This is a genomic window from Cellulomonas algicola, from assembly GCF_019024305.1.
Lineage (GTDB): Bacteria > Actinomycetota > Actinomycetes > Actinomycetales > Cellulomonadaceae > Cellulomonas > Cellulomonas algicola.
On the sequence record NZ_JAHKSJ010000006.1, the window covers coordinates 540,204 to 566,268 of the forward strand.

The following is a 26,065-nucleotide window of genomic DNA, read 5'->3' on the forward strand; positions in this document are numbered from 1 at the left end:
CTGGCGGGACGAGTATCCCCGAGAAAGGGTGCTCATGCGACATATCGGACGCCGTGCACCGCATCGGGTGAGGAGGCGGGGCGACCGCTGGCGACGCCTCACCGGATCGGGTGAGGGGCGCGCGACGCGCCCCGCGGGAGCGGACGGTCAGACCGGGTGACCGGTCCGGGGCGCGGGCCGTGAGGCGCGCGTCAGACGGCGGTCGCGACGACCTTCTCGTCCGCGCCGGCACCGGCGGTCTCGGCGCGCGCGGCGGCCTGGTCGGCGCGGTAGGCGCGCACGGACCAGACGATCGCGGCGACCCAGACGACCGCGAGGACACCGAGGACGACGCCCTCCTGCGGCTCGCCCTTCCAGCCGACCCAGTCGCTGCGGACGAGCGTGCGGGTGTTGGTGAGGACGATGACGCCGCCGACGGCCGAGCCGAGGATGCGCGGCGGGACGTGCCGCACGAGCCACGCGGCGATCGGCGCGGCGACGAGCCCGCCGAGCAGCAGCGCGAGCGCCCACGTGAGGTTGACTCCCTGGGAGCCGATCGCGACGAGGAAGCCGACGCTCGCGGCGAGCGCGACGAGGAACTCGGAGGTGTCGATCGAGCCGATGACCTTGCGGGGCTCGAGCCGGCCGCTCGCGAGCAGGGCCGGCGTGCCGATCGGCCCCCACCCGCCGCCGCCGCTCGCGTCGACGAAGCCGGCGACCAGGCCGAGCGGGGCGAGGAACCGCTTGCGCAGCGGCAGGTGCCGGCGGTCGGTGCGCAGACCGAAGAGCGTGAACCGCACGAGCAGGTAGACGCCGAGGCCGAGCAGGATGAGCGACATGGCCGGCGCACCGGCCTCCGTCGAGAGCCGCGACAGGAACTGCGCCCCGACGAACGCGCCGATCGCCCCCGGGACGCCGACGCGCAGGACGACCTTCCAGTCGACGTTGCCGAACCGCCAGTGCGAGACGCCCGACGCGAGCGTCGTGCCGATCTCCGCCAGGTGGACCGTCGCGGATGCGGCCGCGGGGTTGGTGCCGATGGCGAGCAGCAGCGTCGAGGACGTCACGCCGTACGCCATGCCGAGACTGCCGTCGACGAGCTGCGCGGCGAGGCCCGCGAGGGCGAGGAGCAGGAGCTGCGGCACGGGAGACCTCGGGGGACGACGACGGAGGACGGCTTTCCCGATAATCCCGAGTGACTTACTTGCAATTCAACCGTCGACCGGATGCTGAGACCCGGTGCTCAGGGATTGGTCCAGGCGTCCTCGTGCGCGGCCATGTCCCGGACGTGCGCGGGGAGCTCCCCCGCGACGAGCGCCGCGAGCGTGACCTCGTCGAGCACGCTGCGGACGCTCGCCCGCAGCGCGATCCACACGTCGAGCAGCGACGCGGCCGACCCCTCGTACTCCAGGCTCGGCGGGCGCTCGTCCCGGACCGTCACGAGCGGGCCGTCGACTGCGCGGATGATCTCCGCGAGCGTGATCTCCCCCGCGGGCCGGGCCAGGCGGAAGCCGCCCGACCGGCCGCGGACGCTCGCGACCAGCCCGCCGCGACGCAGGTCCCCGAGGATGCGCTCGAGGAAGCTGGACGGGAGCCCCTGGCCGGTCGCGAGGTCCTCCGCCGCGACCGGGTCGCCGTGCGGGCTGCTCGCCAGCTCGGCGCACGCCCGCACCGCATAGTCCGCCTTCGCCGAGACACGCATACCGGCATTGTGCCCTCGCCGGGCCCGGGACCTGCGCACCCGCCGACCTGCCCGAGTCGTCCCGGGCGGGTGCGCGACGGCGCGCGCGGGTCAGGCGCCGACGGCGCCCCGCAGCAGGTCGTCGAGCGTCACGCCGTCGAGCACCTCGCGCAGCCGCTGGTCGGTGAGCTCCCAGAGCGCGGGCAGGTGGCGGGCGACGCCGTCGTAGGTGAGCCGCCCCGGCGGGACCGCCCGGACCGTCACGAGCGGCCCGTCGAGGCCCCGGACGACGTCGCCGACCGCGATCTCCCGCGCCTCGCGCGCGAGCGAGTAGCCGCCGTGCGCGCCGCGTCGCGACGTCACGAAGCCGAGCTTGCGCAGGTCGTTGAGGATGCCCTCGGCGTACTGCTGCGGCAGGTCCTGCTCGACGGCCAGCTGCTCGACCTTGACGACCTCGGGCGCGTGCTCGGCGAGCAGCAGCAGCGCCCGGACCGCGTAGTCAGCCTTGGCGGAGACGTGCACGGGCGGTCACCCCCGCGCCGGTCGGGTCGACGGTCGACAGCGTCGGCGCGGCCGCGGACGGCTCACGCCGGCCCGCTCGCGGACGACGGCACGAGCGCGGGCGACGACACGGGCACGGCGGCGGCGGACGCGTGCGGCCGCAGCCACACCCGCTGGCCCTCGGTGAGCCCGAGCCCGTCGGCCTGTCCCCGGGTCAGCTGCACCCACGGCGTCGACCCGTCCTCGGCACGCGTCTCGGCGCGCACCTCGTACCCGACGCGCAGCAGGCGCGTGACGGTCACGGGCAGTGCCCCGGGTCGGTCGTCCTCGACGATCTCGATGTCGTGCGGGCGCACGAGCCGGCCGCCCAGGCGCGTCGTCGGGCCGAGGAACTGCATGACGAACTCGTTCGCCGGGCGGTCGTAGAGCTCCGCGGGCGACCCGACCTGCTCGATCCGGCCCTGGTTGATGACGACGATCGTGTCGGCGACCTCGAGGGCCTCCTCCTGGTCGTGCGTGACGAACAGCGTCGTCACGTGGACCTCGTCGTGCAGGCGGCGCAGCCAGTCCCGCAGCTCCTTGCGCACCTGCGCGTCGAGCGCGCCGAACGGCTCGTCGAGCAGCAGCACCTCGGGCTGCACCGCGAGCGCCCGCGCGAGGGCCATGCGCTGCCGCTGACCGCCCGAGAGCTCCGACGGCAGCCGGTCCGCGAGCTGCTCGAGGTGCACGAGCTCGAGCAGCTCGTCGACGCGCTTGCGGACCTCGTCCTTCGGGCGGCGGCGGATCTCGAGCCCGAAGGCGACGTTGCGGCGCGTGCTGAGGTGCTTGAACGCCGCGTAGTGCTGGAACACGAACCCGACGCTGCGCCGCTGCGGAGGGAGCGCGGTCGCGTCGCGCCCGGCGATCTCGATGGTGCCCGTGTCGGGGTGGTCGAGGCCCGCGATGATGCGCAGGAGCGTGGACTTGCCGCCGCCGCTCGGGCCGAGCAGCGCGGTGAGGCCGCCCGCCGGCACGTCGAGGTCGATGTCGGTCAGGGCGGGGAACGTGCCGAACCAGCGGTTCACCCCGCGGACGACGATGCTCATCTCTTCTCCTTCGGTCGCAGCGCGGTGATCACGACGATGAACAGCACCGCGACGAGCATGAGGACGAACGCGGCGGCGAACGCGGCACGCTGCGCGTCGGGCCCGAACTCCTGGTACGCGTCGTTGACGAACAGGGTGAGGGTCTGGGACTGCCCGGCGACGCTGCCGCTGACGACGCGGACCGCCCCGAACTCGCCGAGCGAGCGGGCCAGGCTGAGGACGACGCCGTACGCCAGCGCCCACTTGATCGTCGGGAGGGTGATGCGCCACAAGCGCGCCCACCCGCCCGCGCCGAGCGACTGCGCGGCCTGCTCCTGCTCGACGCCCGCCTCCTCGAGCGTCGGGACGACCTCCCGGACGACGAGCGGCAACGACACGATGACGGTCGCGAGCACCATGCCGGGGACCGCGAAGATCACCTGGAACCCGGCCTGCTCGAGCGCGGGCCCGAACCAGCCGTTCGTGCCGTAGACGAGGATCAGCGCGACGCCGACGACGATCGGCGAGATCGACACGGGCAGGTCGATGACGGCGTTGAGCAGCCGGCGGCCGGGGAACTCGTAGCGGGCGAGCAGGATGCCGATGCCGACCCCGAAGATCGTGTTGACCACCACCGCGAGACCCGCCACGACGAGCGTCAGGCGGGCTGCGGCGACGAAGTCGGGCGAGGTCAGCACCTCGAGGACCGGCACGAGGCCGTCGGCGAACGTGTAGCGGACCACCGTCGCGACCGGCAGCGCGACGAGCGCGAGCACGTAGGTCACGGCGATCACGCGCAGCACGAGCCGGATCGCGGACGGCTGGCGCCGCCGGCGGGTGGGCGGCCGGGCCGCGGTGGGCGCGGGTGCCGGGGCGAGCGCGGGGGCGGTGCCCGTGCCGTCGCGGTCGGTCAGGGTCGTCGGCTCAGCCACGGCGTGCCGTCCTTCGCTGCAGGGCGTCCAGCAGGACGAGGACCACGACGGCCACGACCAGCAGCAGGACCGCGACGCTCGCGGCGCCGACCGGGTCCTGCGACTCGATGAGCTTGAGGACGTACGCGGACGACACCTGCGTCTTGCCGATGAGGTTGGCCGAGATGAGGATGACCGACCCGAACTCGCCGAGCGCCCGCGCGAAGCTCAGCGCGGCACCGGAGACGATCGACGGCGCGATCGTCGGGAGCACGATGCGGCGGAACGTCGTCGCGCCGCTCGCGCCGAGGGACGCGGCCGCCTCCTCGACGTCGCGCTCCATGTCGATGAGCACGGGCTGCACCGACCGGACGACGAACGGCAGCGTGACGAACAGCAGCGCCAGCACGACGCCGGCCTGCGTACCGACGAGGTTGACGCCGAACGGACCCTGCGGGCCGTAGAGCGAGATGAGGACCAGGCCCGCGACGATCGTCGGGAGCGCGAACGGGATGTCGATGACGACCTCGACGGCGCGCTTGCCCCAGAAGTCGTCGCGCACGAGCACCCACGCGACGAGCGTGCCGATCACGGCGTTGACCGCGGTCACCAGCAGGGCGGCGCCGACCGTGAAGCGGATGGTCGCGACCGCCTCCGGCGTGGTGACCGCGTCCCAGAACGCGCCGAACCCGTCCTCGAAGGCCGTCGACGCGAGCGCGGCGATCGGCAGCAGCACGAGCAGGCTCAGCCACAGCACGCCGACGCCGAGCCCGACGGCCGACCCGCGCCCGAGGCGGGAGCGACCGTCGGGGGCGGGGCGACGCCCGCGCGCGACCGGCGCGGGCGTCACCTCCTCGGTCCTGGTCACGAGCGTCATGACCGTTACTTGCGCAGCTGCGCGACGAGGCCGTTCTCCTTGTCGAAGAGCTCGGTGTTGACCGTCTTCCAGCCACCGAGGTCCTCGACCGTCACGATCGTCACGTCCGGGAACGGCTTCGACGGGTCGTTCGCGCCCTCGACGTCCGTCGCGGCCGTCGCGTCGCCGACCGGGCGGAACCCCTTGCTGCCGAGGATGAGCTGGCCCTCGTCGGACCGCACGAAGTCGAGGAAGTCCTTCGCCTGCTGCGGTGCGTCGACGGTCACGGCCGCCGCGTTCTCGATGAGGAACGTGGTGTCCGGCACGACGTAGTCGAGCGCGATGCCCGACGCGCGCGCCGCGATCGCCTCGTTCTCGTAGGAGATGAGCACGTCGCCCGTGCCGTTGACGAACGCCTCGGTCGCGGTGCGGCCGCTGTCGTTCCAGCTCACGACGTTGTCGACGAACGCGCCCAGGTACGCCTCCGCGGCGGCCTTGTCGTCGTTCTCGCCGAGCGCCTGCGAGTACGCGCCGAGCAGGTTCCACTTCGCGGAGCCGGACGTGCCGGGGTCCGCGGTGACGATGCCGACGCCGGGCTTCACGATGTCGTCCCAGCCCTCGATGCCGAGCGGGTTGCCCTCGCGGACGGCGAGGACGACGACCGAGTGGGACACGATCCCCTTGTCCTCGTCGGACGCCCAGTCCTCGGCGACGAGCCCCTCGTCGGCGATGGCCTGCACGTCGGGCGTGAGCGAGAGCGCGACGACGTCGGCCGGCTGGCCGGCGATGACGGCCCGGCTCTGCGCGCCGCTCGCGCCGTACGAGGCGGCGATCGTGACGTTCTCCCCCTCGGGTGTCTCGGCGAACGCCTCGCCGAGCGCGTCGTAGGCCGACTTGATGACGGCGAAGCCGACGAGGTCGATCGTCGTGGGCTCGGCGGCCGCGCCGGAGTCGGCCGTGCTGTCCGTGCCACCGTCCGCGGCCTCGGAGGACGCGCAGCCCGCGGCCGTCAGCAGGGAGACAGCCGCGATCGCGAGCGCCGTTCCGATCCGTGCTCGACGCGTGGTCTGGGCGTTCATGGGACTCCTCGAGGAGGGGGTCGTGCGGGGGCACGACGACGGGTCGATAAACCTGAGTAGGTCGGTCGCAATTGTAGGGAAGAGCGTCCACGGTGTGACCAGCCCGTCTCACGTGCTGATCCGGAATACCCCCGGGGGGTACCGTGTTGGGACGGGCATGACGACGACCGGGGAGGCCACCGTGCACGGGTACACCGACGCGAAGGACGACTACCTCAAGCGGCTGCGCCGCATCGAGGGGCAGGTCCGCGGGATCGCCCGCATGGTCGACGAGGACGTCTACTGCATCGACGTCCTCACCCAGATCTCCGCCGTCACCAAGGCGCTGCAGGCCGTGAGCATCGGCCTCGTCGAGGACCACCTCGGCCACTGCGTCGTCGACGCGGCCCGCAAGTCCCCCGAGGAGGGCGCCGCCAAGGTCCGCGAGGCCTCCGACGCGATCGCCCGCCTCGTCCGCAGCTGACCCCGCTCCCCCACCCGATCAAGGAGAGACCCATGTCCCAGACCACCACGTTCGGCGTCGACGGCATGACCTGCGGCCACTGCGTGCACGCCGTCACCACCGAGCTGTCCGCCCTCCCCGGCGTCACCGACGTCGCCGTCGACCTCGTCGTCGGCGGGTCGTCCACCGTCCGCGTCACGTCCGACGCCCCGCTCGCCGACGACACGGTCTCCGAGGCCGTCGTCGAGGCCGGCTACGCCGTCACCCCCCGGAGGTCCCTGCTGTGAGCACCCACGACGAGCGCCCGACGACGGGCGCACCCGTCGCACTCGTCGACCTCGACGTCGAGGGCATGACGTGCGCGTCGTGCGTCGCGCGCGTCGAGCGGCGCCTCAACCAGGTGCCGGGCGCGTCGGCGACCGTGAACCTCGCGCTCGAGACCGCACACGTCGAGCTGCGGCCGTCCGACGACGGGAGCGTCGCGGACGACTCCGCGCTGCTCGCGGCCGTGCGGCGCGCCGGGTACGACGGGCGCGTCACGGCTCGTCGCGGGGACGCACCGGCGACGCACGGGGCGCACGAGGGCCACGACGCCCACGCCGGTCACGACGCGGCGCACCACGAGTCCCAGCAGGACTCGGGCACGCGCGTCGTCGACCCGCACGCGACGGTCGACCACGCCGGTCACGGCGTCGCCACGGTCCCGGCCGGGCACGAGGGCGGGCACGCGCACGGCATGGACCCGTTCGAGCACGCGCTCTCGGGTCACGCGATGGCACCCGGGCACGAGATGGACGCCGACGAGGACACCTCGGCCCCGACGGACGCGCGCGGCACCGACCTGCGACGACGCCTGCGGGTCGCGACCGTGCTCACGGTCCCCGTCCTGCTGCTGTCGATGATCCCGGCGCTCCAGTTCACGGGATGGCAGTGGGTCGTCGCCGCGCTGGCCCTGCCGGTCGCCACGTGGGCGGCCTGGCCGTTCCACAAGGCGGCCGCGCGCGCGGCCCGGCACCGCGCGTCGACGATGGACACCCTCGTGTCGATCGGCATCGTCGCGGCGACCGGCTGGTCGCTGTGGGCGCTGCTGCTCGGGGGCACGGGCGAGCTCGGCGTCACCATGACGCCGACGCTGTTCCCCGCCGCCGACACCGGCCACGGCGAGGCCATGCCCGAGCTGTACTTCGAGGTCGCGGCCGTCGTCACGACGTTCCTGCTGGCCGGCCGCTACGCCGAGCACCGGTCCCGCCGCCGCGCGGGCGACGCGCTGCGCGCGCTGCTCGACCTGGGCGCGAAGGACGTCGCGCTCCTGGTCACGGGCCCGGACGGGCGCCGCGTCGAGCAGCGCGTGCCCGTCGGCCGCCTGGCCGTCGGCGACGAGTTCACCGTGCGGCCGGGCGAGAAGGTCGCGACCGACGGCGTCGTGGTGTCCGGCACCAGCGCGCTCGACACGTCGCTGCTGACCGGCGAGCCCGTCCCCGTGGACGTCGGTCCCGGTGACGAGGTCACCGGCGCGACCGTCAACACGGCGGGTGCGCTCGTCGTGCGCGCGACGCGCGTCGGCGAGGAGACGCGGCTGGCCCAGATCGGCCGGCTCGTCGCCGCGGCGCAGACCGGCAAGGCGCCCGTGCAGCGGCTCGCGGACCGCATCTCGGCGGTGTTCGTGCCGGTCGTGCTCGTCCTCGCGGTCGGCACGCTCGCCGCATGGCTGCTCACGGGCGGGTCGGTGCAGGCCGCGTTCACCGCGGCCGTCGCCGTCCTGATCATCGCGTGCCCCTGCGCACTCGGGCTCGCGACGCCGACCGCGCTGCTCGTCGGCACCGGCCGCGGCGCGCAGCTCGGCATCCTCATCAAGGGTCCCGAGATCCTGGAGAACACCCGCACGGTCGACACCGTCGTGCTCGACAAGACGGGCACCGTGACCGAGGGCCGCATGGCGCTCGTCGACGTGCTGCCCGTCGCCGGCACGACGCGCGACGACGCCCTGCGCTACGCCGCCGCCGTCGAGCAGCTCGCCGAGCACCCGGTCGCCCGCGCGATCGCCGCTGCCGCGGACGGCTCGTCCCAGGAGACGGCCTCCGGTGTCGGCGCGGACGGCGTCGCGATCGGCGCCGACCAGGTGCACGACTTCCGGGCGCACGCCGGTCACGGCGTGTCCGGGGTGGTCCGCACGGCGCACTCGGGCGTCGGACTCTCACGTCGCGTGCTCGTCGGTCGCACCGGCTGGCTGCGAGAGGAGGGCGTCGACACGACCCCGGTCGACGACGCGGTCCGGCGTGCGGAGGACGACGGCGCGACCGCGGTCGTCGTCGCGTGGGATGGCGCCGCACGCGGCGTGCTGGTCCTGCGCGACCCGGTGAAGCCGACGTCCGCGCAGGCGGTCGCCGAGCTGCGGGCCCTCGGGCTGCGCCCCGTGCTCCTGACCGGCGACAACCTCGGCGCCGCGCGCGCCGCGGCCCGGTCGGTCGGGATCGCGGAGGACGACGTGATCGCGCAGGTGCTGCCGGCCGACAAGGTCGCGCAGGTCCAGCGGCTCCAGGCGGAGGGCCGTCGTGTCGCGATGGTCGGCGACGGCGTGAACGACGCAGCCGCGCTCGCGACGGCGGACCTGGGCCTCGCGATGGGTACGGGCACCGACGTCGCGATCGAGGCCGCGGACCTCACGCTGGTCCGCGGCGACCTGCGGACGGCCGGCCAGGCGGTGCGGCTGTCGCGCAAGACCCTGTCGGTGATCCGGCAGAACCTCTTCTGGGCGTTCGCGTACAACGTCGCGGCGATCCCGCTCGCGGCGCTCGGGCTGCTCAACCCGATGATCGCGGGCGCGGCGATGGCGTTCTCGTCGGTCCTCGTCGTCGGCAACTCCCTGCGCCTGCGCACCTTCGCCTGACGCGCCGGACGACGGCCGGTTCCCCTCGGGGAGCCGGCCGTCGTCGTACCGCCACCGCTGCGTCGCCCGCGAGCGCGTCAGCGGAAGCGGCGGCCCTCGTCGCTGCGGTACGCGAGCGCCGCGAGGACCGCGAACAGCACGGTCCAGCCGACGAGCACGGGCACGGCCCATGCGTACGCCTCGTAGCCGGTGGTCGCCTGGACGGCGAGGTCGCGGGCCGCACGGGACGGGAGCGCCTTCGAGATCGCGTCGAGCCACGTCGGGAACGCCTCGGGCGGCAGGAACAGCCCGCCGGCGAACGCGAGCGGGAAGAGGGTCGCCTGGACGACGGCGATGGCCGCCTTCGACGACATGCGGTAGCCGATCGCGACGCCCAGCAGCAGGAACGGGACCGCGACGAGCGGCACGACCACGACCGCGGCGAGCGCCCGCCCGACGGGCAGGACGGCCTCGGTGAGCAACGCGCCGATGAGCACGAGCGGGATCAGCGCGAGGTACGCCCACAGCACCCCGTTGAGCACGCGACCCGCGAGCCGCGGACCGGCACCGGCGGGCAGGGTCCGCAGGTACGGGTCGAACGGCAGCGCGCGGTCCTCCGCGACGCCGACGCCGAACGTGAACAGGCACGTCGACATCACGGCGAACGTGCCGAGCTGCGTGACCGCGGCCGTCGCGACCAGCGGGTCCTCCGCGACGGCCCGCTGCGGGACGACGAAGAACAGCAGCGCGAGCGCGGGGAACAGCAGGTTGCCGAGCACCGCGATCGGGATGCGGACGGTCTCGATGAAGTTGAGCCGGGCGTGCAGCAGGGCGAGCGGCCAGAACGGCCGCACGCGCGCGACCGGTCGCGGCGCGGTGGTCGTGGTCATCGGAGGGCCTCCTCGACGTCGTCGTCACGGCGGGACCGGTCGGTCGCGCCCGGGTCGGCACCCGCCGCGCCGCCCCGCTCGGTGAGCGCGAGGAACGCCTCCTCGAGCGACGCGCCGCGCACCTCCAGGTCGGCGAACGGCTCCTCCGTGCCGACGAGCGCGCGGACGAACGCGTCGGCGTCCTCGGCGAGCACGGTCCAGCGGCGGCCGCCCGCGTGGTCGTCGGCCTGGGCGGTGTGCGCGCCCGGCAGCGCCCCCGGGTCGAGCAGCGACGAGGCCGGGAGCGTGAGCAGCACGCGCCGCAGGCCGACGAGTCCGATCACGGCCTGCAGGGTGTCGTCGGCGAGGATCCGCCCGCCGCCGACCACGACGACGCGCTCCGCGAGCGCCTCGACCTCCTCGAGGTAGTGGCTCGTGAGGACGACCGTCGCACCGTCGGCGTGGTAGTCGCGCAGCGCCTGCCACAGGATGTGCCGCGCCTCGACGTCGAGGCCGGTGGTCGGCTCGTCGAGCAGCACGAGCCGGGGCCGTCCGACGAGCGCGAGCGCGACCGCGAGCCGGCGCTTCTGACCTCCCGACAAGCCGCCCGTCTGGCGCTTCACGAGGTCCGTCATGCCGAAGCGGCCCAGCACCTCCGCGCGCGACATCGGGTCCGGGTAGTGGCCGCCGACCAGGTCGACGACCTCGCCGACCGTGAGCGTCGCGGGCAGGCCCGTCTCCTGCGGCGTCGTGCCGAGGCCGATGCGGGACGCCGCGCTGCGCGGGTCGCCGCCGAACAGCCGGACCGTGCCGCTGTCGGGCTTGCGCAGGCCGCTGACGAGGCTGAGCAGCGTGGTCTTGCCCGCGCCGTTCGGACCGAGCAGGCCGACGAGCTCGCCGTGCTCGACCCCGAGGCTCACGTCGTCGAGCGCGGTCACCGCACCGAACCGGCGCGTCACGTGCTCGAGCTCGAGGACGGCGTTCACAGCCGTCCCCCGAGCAGGTCGCGCAGCGCGCGCGTGTACCGGGCGAGCGCGGCGCGCCCGGTGTCGCTGAGCTCCACGTAGGTCACCGGTGTCCGGCCCTCGTGGGTCTTGGTGATGGTCACGTACTCCGCCTCCTCGAGTCGGCGCAGATGGGTCGAGAGGTTGCCCGCGGTCATGTCGAGCAGCTGTTGCAGCCGCGGGAAGCTGATGCGGTCGCCGCGGCTGAGGGCGGAGAGCGCGGACACGACGCGCAGGCGCGCCTCGGTGTGGATGACGGGGTCGAGCGGGGCGTCAGGCACGGCGCCTCCGCCGCCCCCGGACCGCCACGTACGTGCCGGCGACGAGCATCCCGCCACCGCCGGCGAGGGACATCGTGAGGTAGGTGCCGGGCAGGCCGACGTGCGCGCTCGCACCGCCGACGACGGCGATCCAGCCACCCAGCAGGTACATCGGCAGGTCGTCCCAGAGCGCCCCGCCGGCGAGGTACAGGAGGCCGACGACGAGCGCCGCGAGGGCGTTGCCCGCGAGCGCCGACACCTCCGGCGGCGCACCGGCGTCGGCGAGCGCGGTGACGATCAGCGCCTGGGTGACGAACCCGATCGCCCACGACCACCCGTACAGGGCACCGGTCCGGGCGCTGGCACCGACGAGCCCGCGGCTGCGGTGCAGGACGTGCCACAGCGTCCCGACCGTGCCGAGGACGCCGAGGGTGATCGCGACTCCCGCGGCGAGCCCCGACGGCGTGCCGTCCTCGTTCGCGGAGAGCCACATGAGCCCGTACCCGACGAGCCACACGGTGCCCCAGAGCGAGAAGAGGAACGTGCCCGACGGGTAGGCGGCGAACGCGGACCGTCGTCCGGCGGCGATGACCGCGAGCGCCTGTGCGGGGTCGAACGGCTCCTCGCCCCGGCCACGCTCGGCGTCGCGCGGCTCGTCGCCTGCCCGGTCGCCGACGGTGCCGTCCGTGTCGCCAGTCATCGCCGCCCCCTCGGTCCACGCCGTTTCGTCCAACTTTGCTTCACAAAGTAGTTTGTGGGCCCGGACGAACGCAAGGGTCGACATCGACGTGCCGGCCGCCGCCGCGGTCTGGGCTGCACCGCGGTCAGGGCTGCAGGGTGGTCGATCCGGGCACTCCCCCGTTCGGGTGCCCGGCGCGCACGGCCCGGTTGCCCCGCGCTACTGTCTGCCACGCGCCCGACCTGGGCGCATTCGCACCGTTCCGGAGGTACGTCGTGAAGGTCAGGAAGAGGTCGGCCGTCGCGGCCGCCGCCGTCGCGTTGGTCATGGTCGGGGTCGCCGCACCGGCGCAGGCCGCGGACTTCACCGTCTACTCCACGACGTACAAGTCGAGCGTCTACTACAACGACGGGAACAACACGCTGCGACTGTGCGACGTCGTCGACCGTGACGGGGACGGCGCCCACATCAGCACCTCGCTCGGCCACTGGACGTACGTCTACAACGGCTGCACGTGGATCCAGAACGTGCCCGACAACGTGCGGATGACCGTCGACGTGTGCGACTGGATCTACATGTCCTCCAACCGCAACCGCTGGTTCTGCCAGAGCATCACGATCACGTCCTGATCGCGTTCGCGGCACCGCCCCGGCCGGCTCGTCCCGCGACGGGCCGACCGGCGCGCACCCCGACCCTCGACGGCCGCCGTCCTCCGCGGCACGGCCGCGCGTCCCGGCACAGCCTGCTGTCAGCGCACGTCCAGGTGCGCGACCTAGGCTCGGACGCATGACGACGACGGCGCCCGGCGACGCCACGCCCGCCGACCCGCGCCGCACCGGCGCCACCGGCGGCTCGACCGTGACGTCGCCCCCCGACGAGGACGCCCGGCCCCCGTTCGCCCCGCCGCCCGGTCCGCGCGCGGTCCGCCGCCGCCTCACCGCCGAGATCTGGATCGTCCTCGGCCTGTCGCTCGGCCGGTCCGGCGTCTACGCCGTGGTCGCGATCCTCGACCGCCTCACGCGCGAGGAGTCGCTCGGCAGCCAGACGGCGACGCTCAACCCCAGCCGCTCCCCGCGCCCCTGGCTGGACCTCACCTACCAGCTGCTGTCGATCGGGTTCGCGCTCGTCCCCGTGGCGCTCGCGCTGTACCTGCTGTCCGCCAACGGCCGCTCGGCGGTCCGCCGGATCGGGCTCGACGGCACGCGGCCGTGGCGCGACCTCGGCGTCGGCGCCGGGCTCGCGGCGCTCATCGGGATCCCCGGCCTCGGCCTCTACGCCGTCGGGCGCCTCCTCGGCATCACCGTCGAGGTGCAGGCCGCCGCCCTGAACGCCGCCTGGTGGACCGTCCCCGTCCTCGTGCTGTCGGCGCTGCAGAACGCGCTGCTCGAGGAGGTCATCGCGGTCGGGTACCTCATGGAGCGGCTGCGCGACCTGCGCTGGAGCGGCCCGACGATCGTCGTCGCGAGCGCACTGCTCCGCGGCTCGTACCACCTGTACCAGGGGTGGGGCGCGTTCGCGGGCAACGTCGTCATGGGGCTGCTGTTCGCGGAGTACTACCGCCGACGCCGGCGGGTCATGCCGCTCGTCGTCGCGCACACGCTCATGGACGTGTTCGTGTTCGTCGGCTACGCGCTCGTGCCGGACGAGTGGCGGGACGCGCTGCTCCTGTCCTGACACCCAGGACGCTGACCGGCCGCCGCGTCAGCGCAGCCGCACGAGTCCCGCGGCGGTGGGCGTGAAGCCGCACGCGTCGAGGTAGAACGCCCGGAGGCGGTCCTCGAAGTCGACGTGCAGCCACTCGCAGCCCGCCGCCGCCGCGTGCTCGCGGGCCGCCTCGACGAGCCGCACCCCCACGCCCCGCCGCCGCACCCGCGCCGCGACCGACGTGTCTTCGAGGAACGCGTGCCCCCTGCCGTCCCACGGGACGTTGACGAACCCGACCAGCCCGCGCGCGTCGCGGGCGGTCACCCACCCGAGGCTGTGCCGCTCGACGAGCCGGTTCCACGGGTCGTCGGACGGAGGGTGGTCGAACGCCTCGGCGTGCAGCGCATTCAGCTCGTCGTCGGTGAAGGCGCCGCGCCATGCGACGGCGACGTCGTCGCGGGCGGGCTCGGTGTCGGCAGGTCCGGGGCTCATCGCGCCATCCTCCCGGCGCGCAGCGGCCGCCGGGCACCCGGTCGTCCCGGTGCCCGGCGGCCGATCACGTCAGACGACGGCCGAACCGCGGCCGACCGCCCGGACGAACGACTTCGTCGCGAAGCCGCTGACGATGAGCACGACGCCGCCCACGAACGCGAACAGGCCCAGCAGGACCATGACGACCGCGATCGTCTCCTGCGGGTTGATGAGCACGAGCAGCCCGAACAGGAACGACACGAGCCCGAACGTCAGCACCCAGTACCAGCCGATGTCCCGCGCCCGGTACAGGGTCACCGACGCGATGATCGCGAGGACGCCCAGCACCAGGATCCAGAGCGAGATCAGGTAGAACACGACGGTCACGGACTTGTCGGGCCACACCATCGCGATCACGCCGAACGCGATCCCGACCAGGCCCGCGACGGCCCACCACCCGGCACCCGGCTCCTTGCGGTTGCCGAGCCACATCCCCAGCGACAGCACGCCGTCGATGACGGCGAACACGCCCCAGATCCACATGAGCAGCGTCGCCGTGTCGATCGGTCGGACGAGCATCAGCAGACCCAGGACCAGCAGCACGGCTCCTCGCAGGACGGGGAGCCACCAGATCTTGCGCAGCGTCGTCTCGACCTCTGCGCCCACCTCGTCGACCACGTGACCTCCTCGGGCACACGCCCCGGGGCACCTCGCGGGACCGCACCCGCACGCCAACGGTGTCCCTCGACGGCCACGCTAGACCTGCGGATCAGGACGAAGCGCGTCGAACACGCCCGCACCGGACAGCCGGTCCCGTCCCACGTCACGTGCAGGCTCCCGGGCAGACGGGCCCTCGCTGCCTAGACTCGCCGGTATGTCGTCGACGCCGCCCTCGGGTCGTGCGGCCGCGGTCGACGCGGACCGCACGCGCGGCGGCGCGCCCGACGGACCGACGGTCGACGACCACGGCGGCGACCCGGCCGAGGCGCGCGTCGTCGTCGAGGACGTCCCGACCGTCCGGGTGCACCACCCGACCGACCTGCTCAACGCCGTGGTCGCCGCGGTCGCCGTGGTCCTGGTCCTCGCGCTCGCGTTCTACGCGCCCAACACGACGAGCGGCGTCGCGGAGGACGTCCAGGGCTTCGCCGACCTGCTGCGGAGCATCCTGTTCATCCCCGTGCAGCTCCTCGAGGTGCTGGTCGCGCTCGTCATCCCGCTCGCGGTGCTGGCCGAGCTCGCGATCCGCCGGCTCGGCCGGCAGCTCCTGGAGGGCGTCACCGCGGCCGTCGTCGCCGTCGCGCTCAACGAGGCGCTGCGCTTCGTCATCGTCGAGTGGGCGCCCTCCGACCTCGCCGACGGCCTCTCGATCCTCGTCAAGGGCGACCTCGTCGTCTCGCTGCCGCCCGTGTTCGCGATGGTCGTCGCGCTCCTGACCGTCGCCGGTCCCCGCGGACGCCGCCGCACCGTCGACTGGTCGTGGAACGTCCTGTGGATCAGCGGTGCCGTGCTGCTCATCATCGGACGCGTCTCGCTGCCAGGGCTCGTCGTGTCGCTGCTGCTCGGGCGCGTCGCGGGCATGGTGGTGCGGTACGTGTCCGGGGTGCAGTCCGAGCGCGCGTACGGCACGAGCCTCCTCGACGGCATCCGCCGTGCGGGCTTCGAGCCGGCCCGCCTCGCCCGCGTCGCCGACGACACGACCGACACCGACGCGGCCCGGCTCGCCGAGCGCGAGGGCACCGAGCCGGTCCAGCTCGACGGGTCGCCCGCGTCCCGCGCCCTCACGCGCTCGACCGGGAACCGCGTCTACGAGCTCACGACGACCTCGGGCGACGAGCTCGACGTGCTCGTCATCGACGGCGACCGGCAGGTCGTCGGCGGCCTCGAACGTCTCTGGCGCTCGATCCGCATGCGCGGCATCGAGGGCCGCTCGGTCGTCTCGCTGCGGCAGGCGACGAGCCGGGCCGCGCTCCAGGCCTACGCCGCACGCGCCGCCGGCGTGCGCACACCGCAGCTGCTGTCGATCGCCGAGGCCGAGGACTCGATGCTCCTCGTGCAGGAGCGTCCCGGCCGGGCGGTGCCGCTCGCCGACCTGCCGCCCGAGCGCATCACCGACGACCTGCTGCGCGAGATCTGGGCGCAGCTCCAGCTCGCGCACGTCGCCGGGGTCGCGCACCGCGCGCTGACCAGCGACGTCGTGCTCGTCGACGACCTCATCGGGCAGCCCGTCGTGTGGCTCGTCGGGTGGGAGAAGGGCGACGTCGCGTCGTCCGACCTGGCGCGACGGATGGACGTGACGCAGCTCGTCGCGCTCCTCGCGCTGCGCGTCGGGGCGACCCGCGCGCTCGAGTCGGCCGCCGCCGTGCTCCCCGAGGCCGACCTCGCCGCCGTCGGGCCGCTGCTCCAGACCATCACCCTGCCGCGCGAGACCCGCGAGGAGATGCGCGCGCACAAGCAGGTGCTCGCCGACCTGCGCACCGAGCTCGTCGCGCGCCTGCCCGAGGCGTCGGTCGAGCCCGAGCAGCTCGTGCGGTTCGGCGCCCGCACCGTCCTGACCATCCTGCTCACCGTCGTCGCGATCTTCGCGATCCTCACCACGATCAACGTCGAGCAGATCGGCGACGCCCTCTCCGAGAGCGACTGGCGCTGGTCCGTCATCGCGTTCGCGCTCGGCATGAGCACCCTCGTCACCGCAGCGCTGGCCTTCGTCGCGTTCTCGCCCGTCCGTCTGCCGGTCTGGCGCGCGACGCTCGTCCAGACCGCAGCGACGTTCGTCGCCCTCGCCGCGCCCGCAGGCATCGGCCCCGCGGCGCTCAACCTGCGGATGCTCACCAAGCGCGGCGTCTCGACGACCCTGTCCGCCGCGACCGTCGCGCTCGTGCAGGTCAGCCAGTTCATCGTGACCCTCGTCCTGCTGCTCGGGCTGACGATCATCTCCGGCCGCAGCGAGTCGCAGCTGCCGATCTCCGGGGCGATGCTCGTCGCGATCGGCATCGTCGCCGCGCTCGTCGGCGCCTCGCTCCTGGTGCCGCCCGTGCGGCAGTGGGTGCTCGCCAAGTCGCTGCCCACGCTGCAGCGCACGTGGCCCCGGCTCATCGAGGTGCTCGGGCAGCCCTGGCGGCTCGCGCTCGCGGTCGGCGGCAACCTCGCCATGACGCTCGGCTACATCCTCGCGTTCGACGCGTGCCTGCAGGCCCTCAACCAGGACGCGAGCCTCATCCAGGTCGCCCTGGTCTACCTCGCCGGCAACACCGCGGGCGCGCTCGTGCCGACGCCGGGCGGCATGGGCGCGGTCGAGCTCGCCCTCGCGGGCACGCTCACGACCATCACCGGCATCAACGCGGGTGTCGCGACGTCCATCGCGATCCTGTTCCGCGCGCTCACCTACTGGCTGCGGATCCCCTTCGGGTGGGCCGCGATGCGCTACCTGCAGCGCCGCGGCGAGCTCTGACGCCCGCTCCAGGGCACCGCTGCGCCCGAGCCGCGGCAGGCGCCCGCGCCGACGACGGACGGGCCGGCACCCCGTGCGGGAGACCGGCCCGTCCGCGGGTCCGTCGTGCGGCGACTGACGTCAGGCGAGCGCCTTGGCCTTGAGCCGTGCGAACTCGTCGGGCGTGATGACGCCCTGGTCGAGCAGCGCCTTCGCCTCCGTGATGTGCTCCGCCGGCGACTTGCCCGCGACCTCCCGGATGTAGGAGTCGGTGTCGGCCTTTTCCTGCTTGACGGCGTGCATCTGGCGGTCGGCCATGCCGTTGCCGCGCGCGATCACGTAGATCAGCGCGGTGAGGAACGGGAAGACGATCAGGCCGACGATCCACACGGCCTTCCACCAGCCGCTGAGCGTCCGGTCACGGAAGAGGTCGGTGAGGATCTGGAAGAGGATGACGAGGTACGCGAAGAACAGGAACCACCAGATCAGCAGCCAGAACCAGTCCCAGAAGCTGTCCATGCGACCTTCTCTCGGAAGCGAGCCGCCCCGAGTGGCGAGCCCGGTGAACCGAGGCTAGCCACAAACCGCCCGGAACCGGGCGAGGCGGACCGAGGCGTCGCTGCGCCCGGTCCGGGTCCGCGGTCACGCCCGCGACGCGTCCCCCGCGGGACGGCGCCCGCGCGCCGTCCCGTGGGGGCATGCGAACGGCCGGCCCCGGGCTGAGCCGGGACCGGCCGTTCGTGAGGTGGTGTCGTCGTCAGGCGGCGAGGTAGTCGCGCTGCGCCGGGACGAGCTCCAGAGTGTGCTGCCGCTCCGCGAGGGCCGCCCATGCCTGCAGGCGCGAGGCCGGGAGGACGAAGGGGGTGGCTGCCTCGGAGGGGTCGACGGAGAACCCGCGCTGGTCCATGTCATCTTCCTGTCTGTTCGGTAGCCCGGCTGACCTCGTGGGTCCCGTGGCTTTGCGTCCCCCCCTTGCGGAGGGTTTGCCGTTTCGCTGACAAGTCCGACATTAGAGCAACATGAGACGAGAAGGGAAGCGCTACCAGTCACCAGTTTCGTACGGCCGTCCAATTCACCCGGTCGGCGCACCCGGGAGGCCGCTTCCGCGTGAAGACGCGGCTCGGCACGTGTCACCGCACCCCGTCGTCCACGATCCGGAAGGCCAGCTGGGTCTCCCAGCGGCTCATGTCGGGCTCCACGCGCGGGTCCGTCAACATCAGCTCTAGTCGGCAGCCCCAGGCCTCGCCGCCCTCCGCCGGCCACCGGTCCCACGCCTCGCCGTGCGCCTCGGCCCACGCCAGCACGTCCGCCGTCACCTGGACCAGCTCGTCGGGATGACCTACGTGCGTCGTCACCACGTACCGGCCCGCGGGCAGCACCCCGGGCGTCACGTCGCCGTCTGCCTCCGCGACCGCCTCGTCGAGCGGCAGCCCGGCCTCGACCAGGAGCTCACGCTCCATGTCGACCACGCGGTACCGGAAGAACGGCGGGCCCGCCGGGGCCAGCGAGTGCGCCTCCGCCCACGCGAACAGGTCGTCGAAGCTGTCCGCCAGGGACGGCAGCGACGCCGTCGTCACACGCGCCGCGATCCCCACGTACGGCACCTCGGGCCGCTCGACGACCACGGGCTCCGCGCGCCGACGCTCCATGCGCCGAGCCTAGGGCGACGCCCGTCACCGCGCCGCACGACCGCACCTCACGACGGGTCGAGCACGTCCCCGCACAGCGCCGCGCGCACCGACGCGGTCCCGACGCCCGCCTCCCACGACCCGCCGGGCCCGGCCGCACCCAGCACGTGCCGCGGGACCGGGAGGACCAGGCCGCCGAGCACCGGGCCGTCGTCCGGGACGAGCGTCCCGCCGCGCACCGTGCCGCCCACCTCCGCCACGACGTCCCCCGTCGCGTCGCTGACCCGCACGCTCAGCCGCGTCCCGTCGCGCGCCTCCTCCTGGTCGGCGACCACCCACGTCACGGTCGCGTCGGCGGGACCACCGACCTGCCGCGTCACCCCGAGCCGGGTCTGCCGCACCACCTCGGGGACGTGCAGCTCGACCGACGCGATCGGCGGGTCCTCCCCCATCGGCCGGTCCGCGAACCCGCACGCGCGGTCCGACGCCGGGGTCACGACCGTCGACTGCACGGCCGCGAGCGCGACCGCCGCGGCGCAGAGCACGACGGCACCGACCGTCGTCGCGACCGCACCACGGCGTGCGGCCCGTGCGCGCCGGCCGTCCACGGCGACGCCCCGGCGACGTCCCCGCGGCCCGTCCGGTCGTGCGACGCCGCGACCGACCCGGACGTCGGTGCCGCACAGGGAGTCCGCGAACGTGCGGCGCTCGGGGTCCCACAGCGGCCGTACGAAGCCGACGAGCAGCAGCACGTCGAGCGTGTGCGCGGCCGCCCGGACGAGTGTCCGCACCGGACCCAGCGGCCGACTGTCCGCTCGCCCGACCACGACGACGCCCACGACCCGCTTGCCCGGCGTCGCACCGGTCCAGGCCTGCAGCGCGAGCAGCACGAGCCACGTCACGCCGACCGACACCAGCACGCCGACGCCCGGGACCGGGTTGGTGCCGCCCAGCACGACCGACCACTCCCACGGCCACCCGCCCGGTCCGATCACGAGGAACGTCACGGCGCCGACCACGGACGCGTCGAGCGCGAGCGCCACCGCCCGGCGCCACCAGGGCGCGGACGTCCGCGGGTCCACGTCCTCGTGGACGTCGGCGGACGCGTCCACGGCGGCTGTCACGCCGAGCATCCTGGCAGGACGGCGCGGTCACGATGGGGTGAAATGCCGGGTCGTGCGGTCGGTGACGTCGGCGGCCCGAACCGCTCCGGCGAGCCCCGCGCGTCCGGCCGGGGCTTCGTCGTGCGCGGGCCGGGCGACCTCGTGCACCGGCGGGCCCGTCAGAAGCGTCCGGGGCGGGGTCGCCTGCGCGACCGTCGCGCGACGGAGTGCGCGGGCCGGACGCGTCAGGCCGGCGGGGGCGGTGGCGGGGTCGGGGACTCGTCGCGGAGGCGCGGCTCGGTGCGGCGGGACGGGGTGTGGCCGGCCTTGTCGGCGTAGAACGCACGGATCTCGTCCATGTCGGCACGCACGTCACCGGTCAGCGTGAGCGTCGGCCCCAGGCCCGTCGTGCGCGTCGTGCGGTCGACGTAGCCGAGCGTCACGGGCAGGTCGGTCGCGCGCGCGATGCGGTAGAAGCCGGACTTCCAGCCGTCGCCGCGGCGCGTCCCCTCGGGCGTGACGACCAGGTAGAACCGTTCGCCGCCACCCAGCCGCGCGACGATCTCGTCGACCAGCCCGGCCGGGTCGCGCCGGTCGACGGGGATGCCGCCGAGCGCCCGCATGAGCGGGCCCGCGACGCCGCGGAACAGCGTGTGCTTGCCGAGCCAGCGGAACGTCAGGTCCGCCTCGCCCGCGATGGCCAGCATCAGCACGAAGTCCCAGTTCGACGTGTGCGGGGCGCCGATGAGCAGGCCCGCACCGTCCGCCGGGACGCGCTCGGTGCGCAGCGTCCAGCGGCTGACCCGCCAGTACGCGCGCGCGACCGTGCGGCGGACGCTCACGAGCCCGCCACCGCGTCGACCGTCGCGCCGGGGACACCGGCCGCACCGCGAGCACCGGACGTACCGGCCTGCGCGCGCACCGCCGCGAGCAGGCGCGCGACGATCTCCTCGCCGCCCGCGACGCCCGCACGGCGCGTCACCGTGAGGTGCGGGGTCTGCCAGCCGGCCTCGTGCAGCTCGCCGTGGGCCGGGCGGAACGCCCGGTCGGCCGCCACGAGCAGGTCGGCGTCGAGCAGCGAGTCGCCGGCTGCGAACGTGAGGTCGGCGCCGACGCGCTGCGCGACCTCGGCGACCGCGGCGGACTTCGTCAGCGGGGCGGGCACGCAGTACACCTTGCGCCCCTGCAGCGACACCGTCCACCCGCGCGCCGCGCACCACGCGGTGAGGTCGTCGACGAACGTCGGCGGCAGCAGGTCGCGGTGGACGACGAGGTACGTGAACAGGTCCTCCGCGACGCGGTGCTTGCGGACCCACGGCTGCTCGGCGACGACGCGCAGGTGCTCGACGACCTCCGCGAGCGGCGCGCACTCCCCCAGCCGCGCGTGCACGGTCGCCGTCCAGTCGGCGCACGGCTCGCCGTCGACGAGGATGTGGCCGCCGTTCGACGTCACCGCGTACCGCGGACCCGGCTCGGGGAAGCGCACGCGCGCGTACTGCTTGCGGGTGCGCGTCGTCGTCGGGACGAACCACGCCGCCTCGACGAGGTCGCCGATCATCTCCTCCGCGTCGCGCGTCCAGAACGACACCGGCTCGCCCTCGAACACCTCCGCGACCGTCATCGCGGGCGCCTGCTCGTCGTCGCCGCCGAGCCGCAGCGCCGCCGCCGAGTAGATGAGCGTCCGGTCCAGGTCGCACGCGACCACCACGGCGCTCACGCGTCACCCCGCACGGTCAGGCCGTCGGCGCCCGTCGCGCCGGCGGTGAACCGCGGGTGGATGAGGCCCACGCACGAGTAGGGCAGGTCGGCGACGGTCTCCACGGGTACTCCTCGTTCGGCGGCCAGGTGCCGGACGTGCGCGACGTCGGCGGGGTCGACGTCAGGGCGGACGAGGACACGCCACGGTACGCGGCGCAGCAGCACGCGCGTCGTCTCGCCCACGCCCGGCTTCACGAGGTTGACGTCCCCGATGCCGTACTCCTCGACGATCCGCTCGACCGCGGCCCAGCCCGCCCAGTCGACGTCGGCGTGCGCGTCGGCCAGGCCGCGCCAGTCGCGCTCGACGGCGTCACGCACGTCGCCGAAGCGCGCCGCGACCGCGTCGAGGAACCGCCCCGACACGTCCGCGGGCGCGAGGTCGGCGTAGAACTTCGCCCCGTGGAACTGGTCCGGGCCGATGAGGTCGCGGTTGAGCACCGTGCGCGACACGAGCCCCGACACCGTCGAGTTCAGGCACGCCGACGGCACGAGGAAGTCGTCGCGCGTCCCCGCGAGCCGCACGCAGCGGCCCGGGTCGGCGAGCACCGCGAGGTCGCGCGGGAACGCGACGCCGGTGCGCCGCTCGTGGTCGACCAGCGCGGCGTCGAGCTCGCGCGCGATCGCGCCCTTGCCCGTCCAGCCGTCGACGAACACCACCGACGCCGGGTCGTGGTGCGCCGCGAGGTACCGCAGCGCGACGTCGTCGATCCCGCGGCCCCGCACGATCGACACCGCGTGGTGCGGCAGGTCGACGTCGTGCACGAGCTGCGCCCAGCGGCGGACCAGGATGCCGACCGGCGTGCCCGCACGGGCCAGCGACACGAGCGTCGCGCCGTCGCCGCGCGCCGCCAGGATCTGCTCCGCGACCACGCCGACCGCGTGCGCGAGCCGCTCCGCACCCGCCTCGAGCGCCTCGGCGAACAGCCGCACGTACGCCGCGCTCGGCTGGTACTCGACCGGCAGCGACTCCGCGTAGTGCGCGCCGCCCGACTGCACGGCCTCCTCGCGCTCCTCGACGGGCGCCTCGAGCGCCACGCCCGACAGGTCCGTGAGCAGCCACGTCACCTCGTCGGGCGCGTACGACCCGAACGCGGGACCCCGCAGCGGCTCGGGCAGGACGACGCCGGCCGCGCGGGTCGCCGTCGCGCGCTGCGCCGCGGCGTCCGGGAGCACCACGAGCAGGACGTCGTCGCTGTGCGCGGCGACCTCGTCCAGCAGCCCGGCCGGTGCGGTCAGCGCCGCGGTGTCGCCCGGCGCGTCGGTCACCACGACGACGGCGTCGAACCGGTCGCCGGGCGTGGTCGGCGCCACGTTGTAGGCGAACCGGCGGTGGCCGGGGTCACCGGGCGCCGCGTCGGCGGGGTCGTCGTGCGCCGGGAAGGTCAGCGACGAGCGGATCGCGTACGCCGCGTCGTCGACGGCCAGGACCGGCGAGCGCGTCGTCGTCGAGAAGCGCACCTCGGCCGTGCCGTCGAGCGTGACCGCCAGCGCCTCGGCGAGTCGCAGCGGTGCGTCCATGAGCTCCTCGGTCCCGAGGACGAGGACGCGGTCCCCGGCGACGAGCGCACCCGACGGGCCGTCCGCGAGCGCGTCGCGCAGCGCGGCCGCGCAGGCCGGGAGCGTGACGTCGAGGGTGCGTCGGTCGTCCGCGTCGACGCCGTGCCGCCCCGTCTCGGGCAGCGTCGCCGGCCAGCCGACGTCGACGCGCCGCACCGGTGCCCGGCCCGGACCCGCGTCGTCGGCGCGTCTCGGGCCCGCGGGCGCGGCGGCGTCGACCTCCGCGACGAGCGTCGCGCCGCGGGTCACCACGTCGGCCGGGGCCTCGACCTGTCCCGCGGCCAGCGCGACGACGTCGATGCGCGTGCCCAGGCGGTCGGCGAGAGCGGCGGCGCGGGCGCGGTCGTCGTCGGTGCGCAGGTCGACGAGCGTCGCGACGACGTACCGGTCCCGCACCGCGAGCCGGTGCACGGCCTCGATCGTGTGCAGCGCGGTCGTGCCGGTGGACAGCTCGTCGTCGACGAGCACGAGCGGTGCGGCCGACGCGAGCAGCGCCGGGTCGGCCGGGAGGAGCAGGTGCGTCGTCGCGTGCGAGTGGTCCTCCTCGAACGCCCCGACCGACGGCACGCCCGCGACGGGTCGCCGCGTCGAGTGCAGGTACGGCGCACCGCCGAGCGCGTCGGCGACCGCGTGACCGAGGGCCGTCGCCGTCTCCGCGTACCCGAGCACGACGGCCGGCGCCGTCACGTCGGCCACCAGGTCCGCGACGACGCCGGGCAGGAGCGTGGGCGCGACGGGGTCGCCGTCGAGGGCGTCGCGCAGGACGGCGCCCGCGCTCAGCAGGCGGTCGTCAAGGTCCGCGCCGGTGTCCGCCGCCTCGACCGGCGGCGGCCCGACGAGCGACCGCGACGCGAGCGCGCCCAGCAGCAGGCCTGCGCCGCGGACCACGCGCGGGTCCGTCGGGACGTGCTTGCCGAGCACGCGGGACACGAGCAGGTGCGCGCGGCGCGGGTTGCGGCGCACCGCGAGCCCGACGAGGTCCGTCAGGTCGAGGCCGACGGCGGATCCGGTCGTCCGCAGGGTGAGGTCGAGCCGGTCCGACACCCACGCACCGGTCCACGTCACCGCCGACGCAGCGCCGGGCGCGTCCGAGCGGGGCGCGTCGACGTGCGCCGTCACGCGCGTCCCGCCGTCGCGGCCAGCAGGTCGACGAGGCCGACGTCCTCTGCGGCGACCCCGAAGGCCCGTGCGCGCAGGATCGTCCGCTCGGCCCAGGACAGGTGCGGCTTCGACTCGTTCATCTTGTTGCCGTAGCGCGACGCGGAGACGCCGGACCGGCCGGCCGCCTCCAGGACGTCGGTCGCGTCGGCGTACTCCTCGTGCGTGACGACGGACAGGGCGTGCACCACGGGCACGTGGCTGGGGTGGATGACGGTCTTGCCGGTGAGGCCGTTGACCTTGTCCAGCACGACCTCGCGGATGAGTCCGTCCAGGTCGCGCGTGATGAGGTCGGCGCGCAGGCGGTTCGCGTCGTGCTGGTCGAACGGCGTGTGCCGCAGCTGCGGCTTGAACAGCCGCTCGTCGCTGCTGAAGTACTCCCACACGGGCCCGGTGACGACGAACCCGGTGCCGTCCGCGCGGCCCAGGACGTTGATCACGTCGGTGAGCACGCCCGCGACGAGCCGCACGTCCCAGATCGTCAGGTCCCGCCCGCGCCGGATCCCGTAGACGCTGCACAGGTCCGTCGCGCCGGTCCGGACCGCGAGCACCGACGAGCGGTGCTTGTCGAGGAGCCGCTGCACGCCGAGCAGCGCGTCCTCGCGCGTCTCGCGGTGGATGATCTCGGGCGACTCGATGACGGGCATCGCGAGCAGCCGGACGCCCGCCGTCGCCGCCGTGTCGTCGACCGCGTCGAGGAAGGCCGCGCCGTGCGTCTCGGTGAACTTCGGCAGCACGAAGCCCGACAGGATGCGCGCGTCGTCGCCGAGGGCCGTGACGATCGCCGGGATCTGCTCGGGGTTGCGCACGCGCACGAACACGAACGGCGCGGCGGCCTCGTCGCGGGCGAGCTCGCGGAGCTGCGCGACGACGTTGCGCTCGGCCTCCGGGACGTCCGCGTCGGCGACCGCGTCCTCCAGGCACACGACCGAGCTCACGGCACCCGCGGCGGCACGTCGCACCAGGTCAGGGGCCAGCTGCGGCCGCGTGCCGGGCATGTAGAGCGTCGCGCCCAGCGCCACCGCGAGCAGCGCGGGCGGGCACGAGCGGCCCAGCGCCTCGGGCGGCCGGGAGAACAGGCGCTCGACGTCCTCGTCGGGCAGGTGCGAGAAGTGGCGCGCGCTCACG

At 74.5% G+C, this 26,065-nt stretch carries 27 protein-coding genes and 1 riboswitch; of the genes, 6 read left to right on the top strand and 21 right to left on the bottom strand.

Annotated elements, in window-relative coordinates:
* Positions 1–191: 191 nt before the first annotated feature.
* From KOV94_RS06585 to KOV94_RS06615, 7 genes are all read right to left on the bottom strand, one after another.
* Entirely contained in the window at positions 192–1,124 is a 933-nt protein-coding gene (locus KOV94_RS06585) for a sulfite exporter TauE/SafE family protein (protein WP_218051557.1), read from the bottom strand.
* Between the two features lie 98 nt (positions 1,125–1,222).
* Positions 1,223–1,681: an RrF2 family transcriptional regulator gene (locus tag KOV94_RS06590; RefSeq protein ID WP_218051558.1), complete on the bottom strand. Its 459-nt coding sequence runs from the start codon at positions 1,679–1,681 to the stop codon at positions 1,223–1,225.
* Positions 1,682–1,771: 90 nt separating this feature from the next.
* Positions 1,772–2,182 carry an RrF2 family transcriptional regulator gene (locus KOV94_RS06595; RefSeq protein WP_124341030.1) on the bottom strand — a complete coding sequence of 137 codons (411 nt, stop codon included), beginning with the start codon at positions 2,180–2,182 and terminating at the stop codon, positions 1,772–1,774.
* A 62-nt stretch (positions 2,183–2,244) separates the two neighbouring features.
* Complete coding sequence (locus tag KOV94_RS06600) at positions 2,245–3,246, bottom strand: sulfate/molybdate ABC transporter ATP-binding protein (RefSeq protein ID WP_124341031.1); 1,002 nt, start codon at positions 3,244–3,246, stop codon at positions 2,245–2,247.
* Complete coding sequence (locus KOV94_RS06605) at positions 3,243–4,157, bottom strand: sulfate ABC transporter permease (protein WP_308160403.1); 915 nt, start codon at positions 4,155–4,157, stop codon at positions 3,243–3,245. Before KOV94_RS06605 ends, KOV94_RS06600 begins: the two co-directional genes overlap by 4 nt.
* The gene (gene cysT / locus KOV94_RS06610; protein ID WP_218051559.1) at positions 4,150–5,013 is read right to left on the bottom strand and encodes a sulfate ABC transporter permease subunit CysT; all 864 of its coding nucleotides are present in this window, start codon (positions 5,011–5,013) and stop codon (positions 4,150–4,152) included. Before cysT ends, KOV94_RS06605 begins: the two co-directional genes overlap by 8 nt.
* A 5-nt stretch (positions 5,014–5,018) precedes the next feature.
* The gene (locus KOV94_RS06615; RefSeq protein WP_218051560.1) at positions 5,019–6,071 is read right to left on the bottom strand and encodes a sulfate ABC transporter substrate-binding protein; all 1,053 of its coding nucleotides are present in this window, start codon (positions 6,069–6,071) and stop codon (positions 5,019–5,021) included.
* 157 nt (positions 6,072–6,228) lie between these two features.
* Here KOV94_RS06615 and KOV94_RS06620 point away from each other — a divergent pair, with 157 nt between their 5' ends.
* Genes KOV94_RS06620 through KOV94_RS06630 form a run of 3 tightly spaced genes read left to right on the top strand, consistent with a single transcriptional unit; the run spans position 6,229 to position 9,400 of the window.
* Complete coding sequence (locus KOV94_RS06620; protein ID WP_210728618.1) at positions 6,229–6,534, top strand: metal-sensitive transcriptional regulator; 306 nt, start codon at positions 6,229–6,231, stop codon at positions 6,532–6,534.
* 32 nt (positions 6,535–6,566) lie between these two features.
* Positions 6,567–6,800: a heavy-metal-associated domain-containing protein gene (locus KOV94_RS06625; RefSeq protein ID WP_124341034.1), complete on the top strand. Its 234-nt coding sequence runs from the start codon at positions 6,567–6,569 to the stop codon at positions 6,798–6,800.
* The gene (locus tag KOV94_RS06630) at positions 6,797–9,400 is read left to right on the top strand and encodes a heavy metal translocating P-type ATPase (protein ID WP_308160405.1); all 2,604 of its coding nucleotides are present in this window, start codon (positions 6,797–6,799) and stop codon (positions 9,398–9,400) included. Before KOV94_RS06625 ends, KOV94_RS06630 begins: the two co-directional genes overlap by 4 nt.
* A gap of 77 nt (positions 9,401–9,477) precedes the next feature.
* Here KOV94_RS06630 and KOV94_RS06635 read toward each other — a convergent pair whose 3' ends face one another.
* Genes KOV94_RS06635 through KOV94_RS06650 form a run of 4 tightly spaced genes read right to left on the bottom strand, consistent with a single transcriptional unit; the run spans position 9,478 to position 12,212 of the window.
* Positions 9,478–10,269 (bottom strand): ABC transporter permease, encoded by a 792-nt coding sequence (locus KOV94_RS06635; protein WP_124341036.1) that lies wholly within the window; start codon positions 10,267–10,269, stop codon positions 9,478–9,480.
* Positions 10,266–11,234 carry an ABC transporter ATP-binding protein gene (locus tag KOV94_RS06640; protein WP_218051561.1) on the bottom strand — a complete coding sequence of 323 codons (969 nt, stop codon included), beginning with the start codon at positions 11,232–11,234 and terminating at the stop codon, positions 10,266–10,268. The genes KOV94_RS06635 and KOV94_RS06640 overlap by 4 nt, the downstream gene beginning before the upstream one ends.
* The gene (locus tag KOV94_RS06645; RefSeq protein ID WP_124341038.1) at positions 11,231–11,533 is read right to left on the bottom strand and encodes a transcriptional regulator; all 303 of its coding nucleotides are present in this window, start codon (positions 11,531–11,533) and stop codon (positions 11,231–11,233) included. Before KOV94_RS06645 ends, KOV94_RS06640 begins: the two co-directional genes overlap by 4 nt.
* Complete coding sequence (locus tag KOV94_RS06650) at positions 11,526–12,212, bottom strand: hypothetical protein (RefSeq protein ID WP_200829588.1); 687 nt, start codon at positions 12,210–12,212, stop codon at positions 11,526–11,528. The genes KOV94_RS06645 and KOV94_RS06650 overlap by 8 nt, the downstream gene beginning before the upstream one ends.
* Positions 12,213–12,466: 254 nt before the next feature.
* Between KOV94_RS06650 and KOV94_RS06655 the strand changes: the two genes are divergently transcribed.
* The gene (locus KOV94_RS06655) at positions 12,467–12,820 is read left to right on the top strand and encodes a hypothetical protein (RefSeq protein WP_124341039.1); all 354 of its coding nucleotides are present in this window, start codon (positions 12,467–12,469) and stop codon (positions 12,818–12,820) included.
* 157 nt (positions 12,821–12,977) lie between these two features.
* A complete protein-coding gene (locus tag KOV94_RS06660; protein WP_124341040.1) occupies positions 12,978–13,865 on the top strand; it encodes a CPBP family intramembrane glutamic endopeptidase in 888 nt (295 codons plus the stop codon).
* A 27-nt stretch (positions 13,866–13,892) separates the two neighbouring features.
* On the opposite strand, the gene KOV94_RS06665 is transcribed toward KOV94_RS06660, so the two are convergent.
* Together KOV94_RS06665 and KOV94_RS06670 are read right to left on the bottom strand one after the other, a co-directional pair.
* The gene (locus tag KOV94_RS06665) at positions 13,893–14,327 is read right to left on the bottom strand and encodes a GNAT family N-acetyltransferase (RefSeq protein ID WP_124341041.1); all 435 of its coding nucleotides are present in this window, start codon (positions 14,325–14,327) and stop codon (positions 13,893–13,895) included.
* A gap of 69 nt (positions 14,328–14,396) precedes the next feature.
* The gene (locus KOV94_RS06670) at positions 14,397–14,984 is read right to left on the bottom strand and encodes an HdeD family acid-resistance protein (RefSeq protein WP_124341042.1); all 588 of its coding nucleotides are present in this window, start codon (positions 14,982–14,984) and stop codon (positions 14,397–14,399) included.
* Positions 14,985–15,180: 196 nt separating this feature from the next.
* Between KOV94_RS06670 and KOV94_RS06675 the strand changes: the two genes are divergently transcribed.
* Positions 15,181–17,754, top strand: coding sequence for a lysylphosphatidylglycerol synthase transmembrane domain-containing protein (locus KOV94_RS06675; RefSeq protein WP_218051562.1), 2,574 nt, complete (start codon positions 15,181–15,183; stop codon positions 17,752–17,754).
* A gap of 120 nt (positions 17,755–17,874) precedes the next feature.
* Here KOV94_RS06675 and KOV94_RS06680 read toward each other — a convergent pair whose 3' ends face one another.
* The 8 genes from KOV94_RS06680 to KOV94_RS06715 all read right to left on the bottom strand — a co-directional run bounded on the left by KOV94_RS06680 (position 17,875) and on the right by KOV94_RS06715 (position 26,064).
* Positions 17,875–18,252 carry an SHOCT domain-containing protein gene (locus KOV94_RS06680; RefSeq protein WP_218051563.1) on the bottom strand — a complete coding sequence of 126 codons (378 nt, stop codon included), beginning with the start codon at positions 18,250–18,252 and terminating at the stop codon, positions 17,875–17,877.
* 238 nt (positions 18,253–18,490) lie between these two features.
* A complete protein-coding gene (locus KOV94_RS06685; protein ID WP_160142783.1) occupies positions 18,491–18,640 on the bottom strand; it encodes a hypothetical protein in 150 nt (49 codons plus the stop codon).
* 16 nt (positions 18,641–18,656) lie between these two features.
* Positions 18,657–18,731: riboswitch (cyclic di-GMP riboswitch) on the bottom strand.
* 132 nt (positions 18,732–18,863) lie between these two features.
* On the bottom strand, positions 18,864–19,382 hold the full coding sequence (locus tag KOV94_RS06690) for a GyrI-like domain-containing protein (protein ID WP_218051564.1): 519 nt from the start codon (positions 19,380–19,382) through the stop codon (positions 18,864–18,866).
* A 47-nt stretch (positions 19,383–19,429) separates the two neighbouring features.
* A complete protein-coding gene (locus KOV94_RS06695; RefSeq protein ID WP_218051565.1) occupies positions 19,430–20,485 on the bottom strand; it encodes an RDD family protein in 1,056 nt (351 codons plus the stop codon).
* 224 nt (positions 20,486–20,709) lie between these two features.
* The gene (locus KOV94_RS06700; protein WP_218051566.1) at positions 20,710–21,306 is read right to left on the bottom strand and encodes a 1-acyl-sn-glycerol-3-phosphate acyltransferase; all 597 of its coding nucleotides are present in this window, start codon (positions 21,304–21,306) and stop codon (positions 20,710–20,712) included.
* On the bottom strand, positions 21,303–22,181 hold the full coding sequence (locus tag KOV94_RS06705) for an HAD family hydrolase (RefSeq protein WP_218051567.1): 879 nt from the start codon (positions 22,179–22,181) through the stop codon (positions 21,303–21,305). Before KOV94_RS06705 ends, KOV94_RS06700 begins: the two co-directional genes overlap by 4 nt.
* A complete protein-coding gene (locus KOV94_RS06710) occupies positions 22,178–24,898 on the bottom strand; it encodes a phosphoribosyltransferase (RefSeq protein ID WP_218051568.1) in 2,721 nt (906 codons plus the stop codon). Before KOV94_RS06710 ends, KOV94_RS06705 begins: the two co-directional genes overlap by 4 nt.
* Entirely contained in the window at positions 24,895–26,064 is a 1,170-nt protein-coding gene (locus KOV94_RS06715; protein WP_218051569.1) for an HpcH/HpaI aldolase/citrate lyase family protein, read from the bottom strand. The genes KOV94_RS06710 and KOV94_RS06715 overlap by 4 nt, the downstream gene beginning before the upstream one ends.
* Position 26,065: the final 1 nt, after the last annotated feature.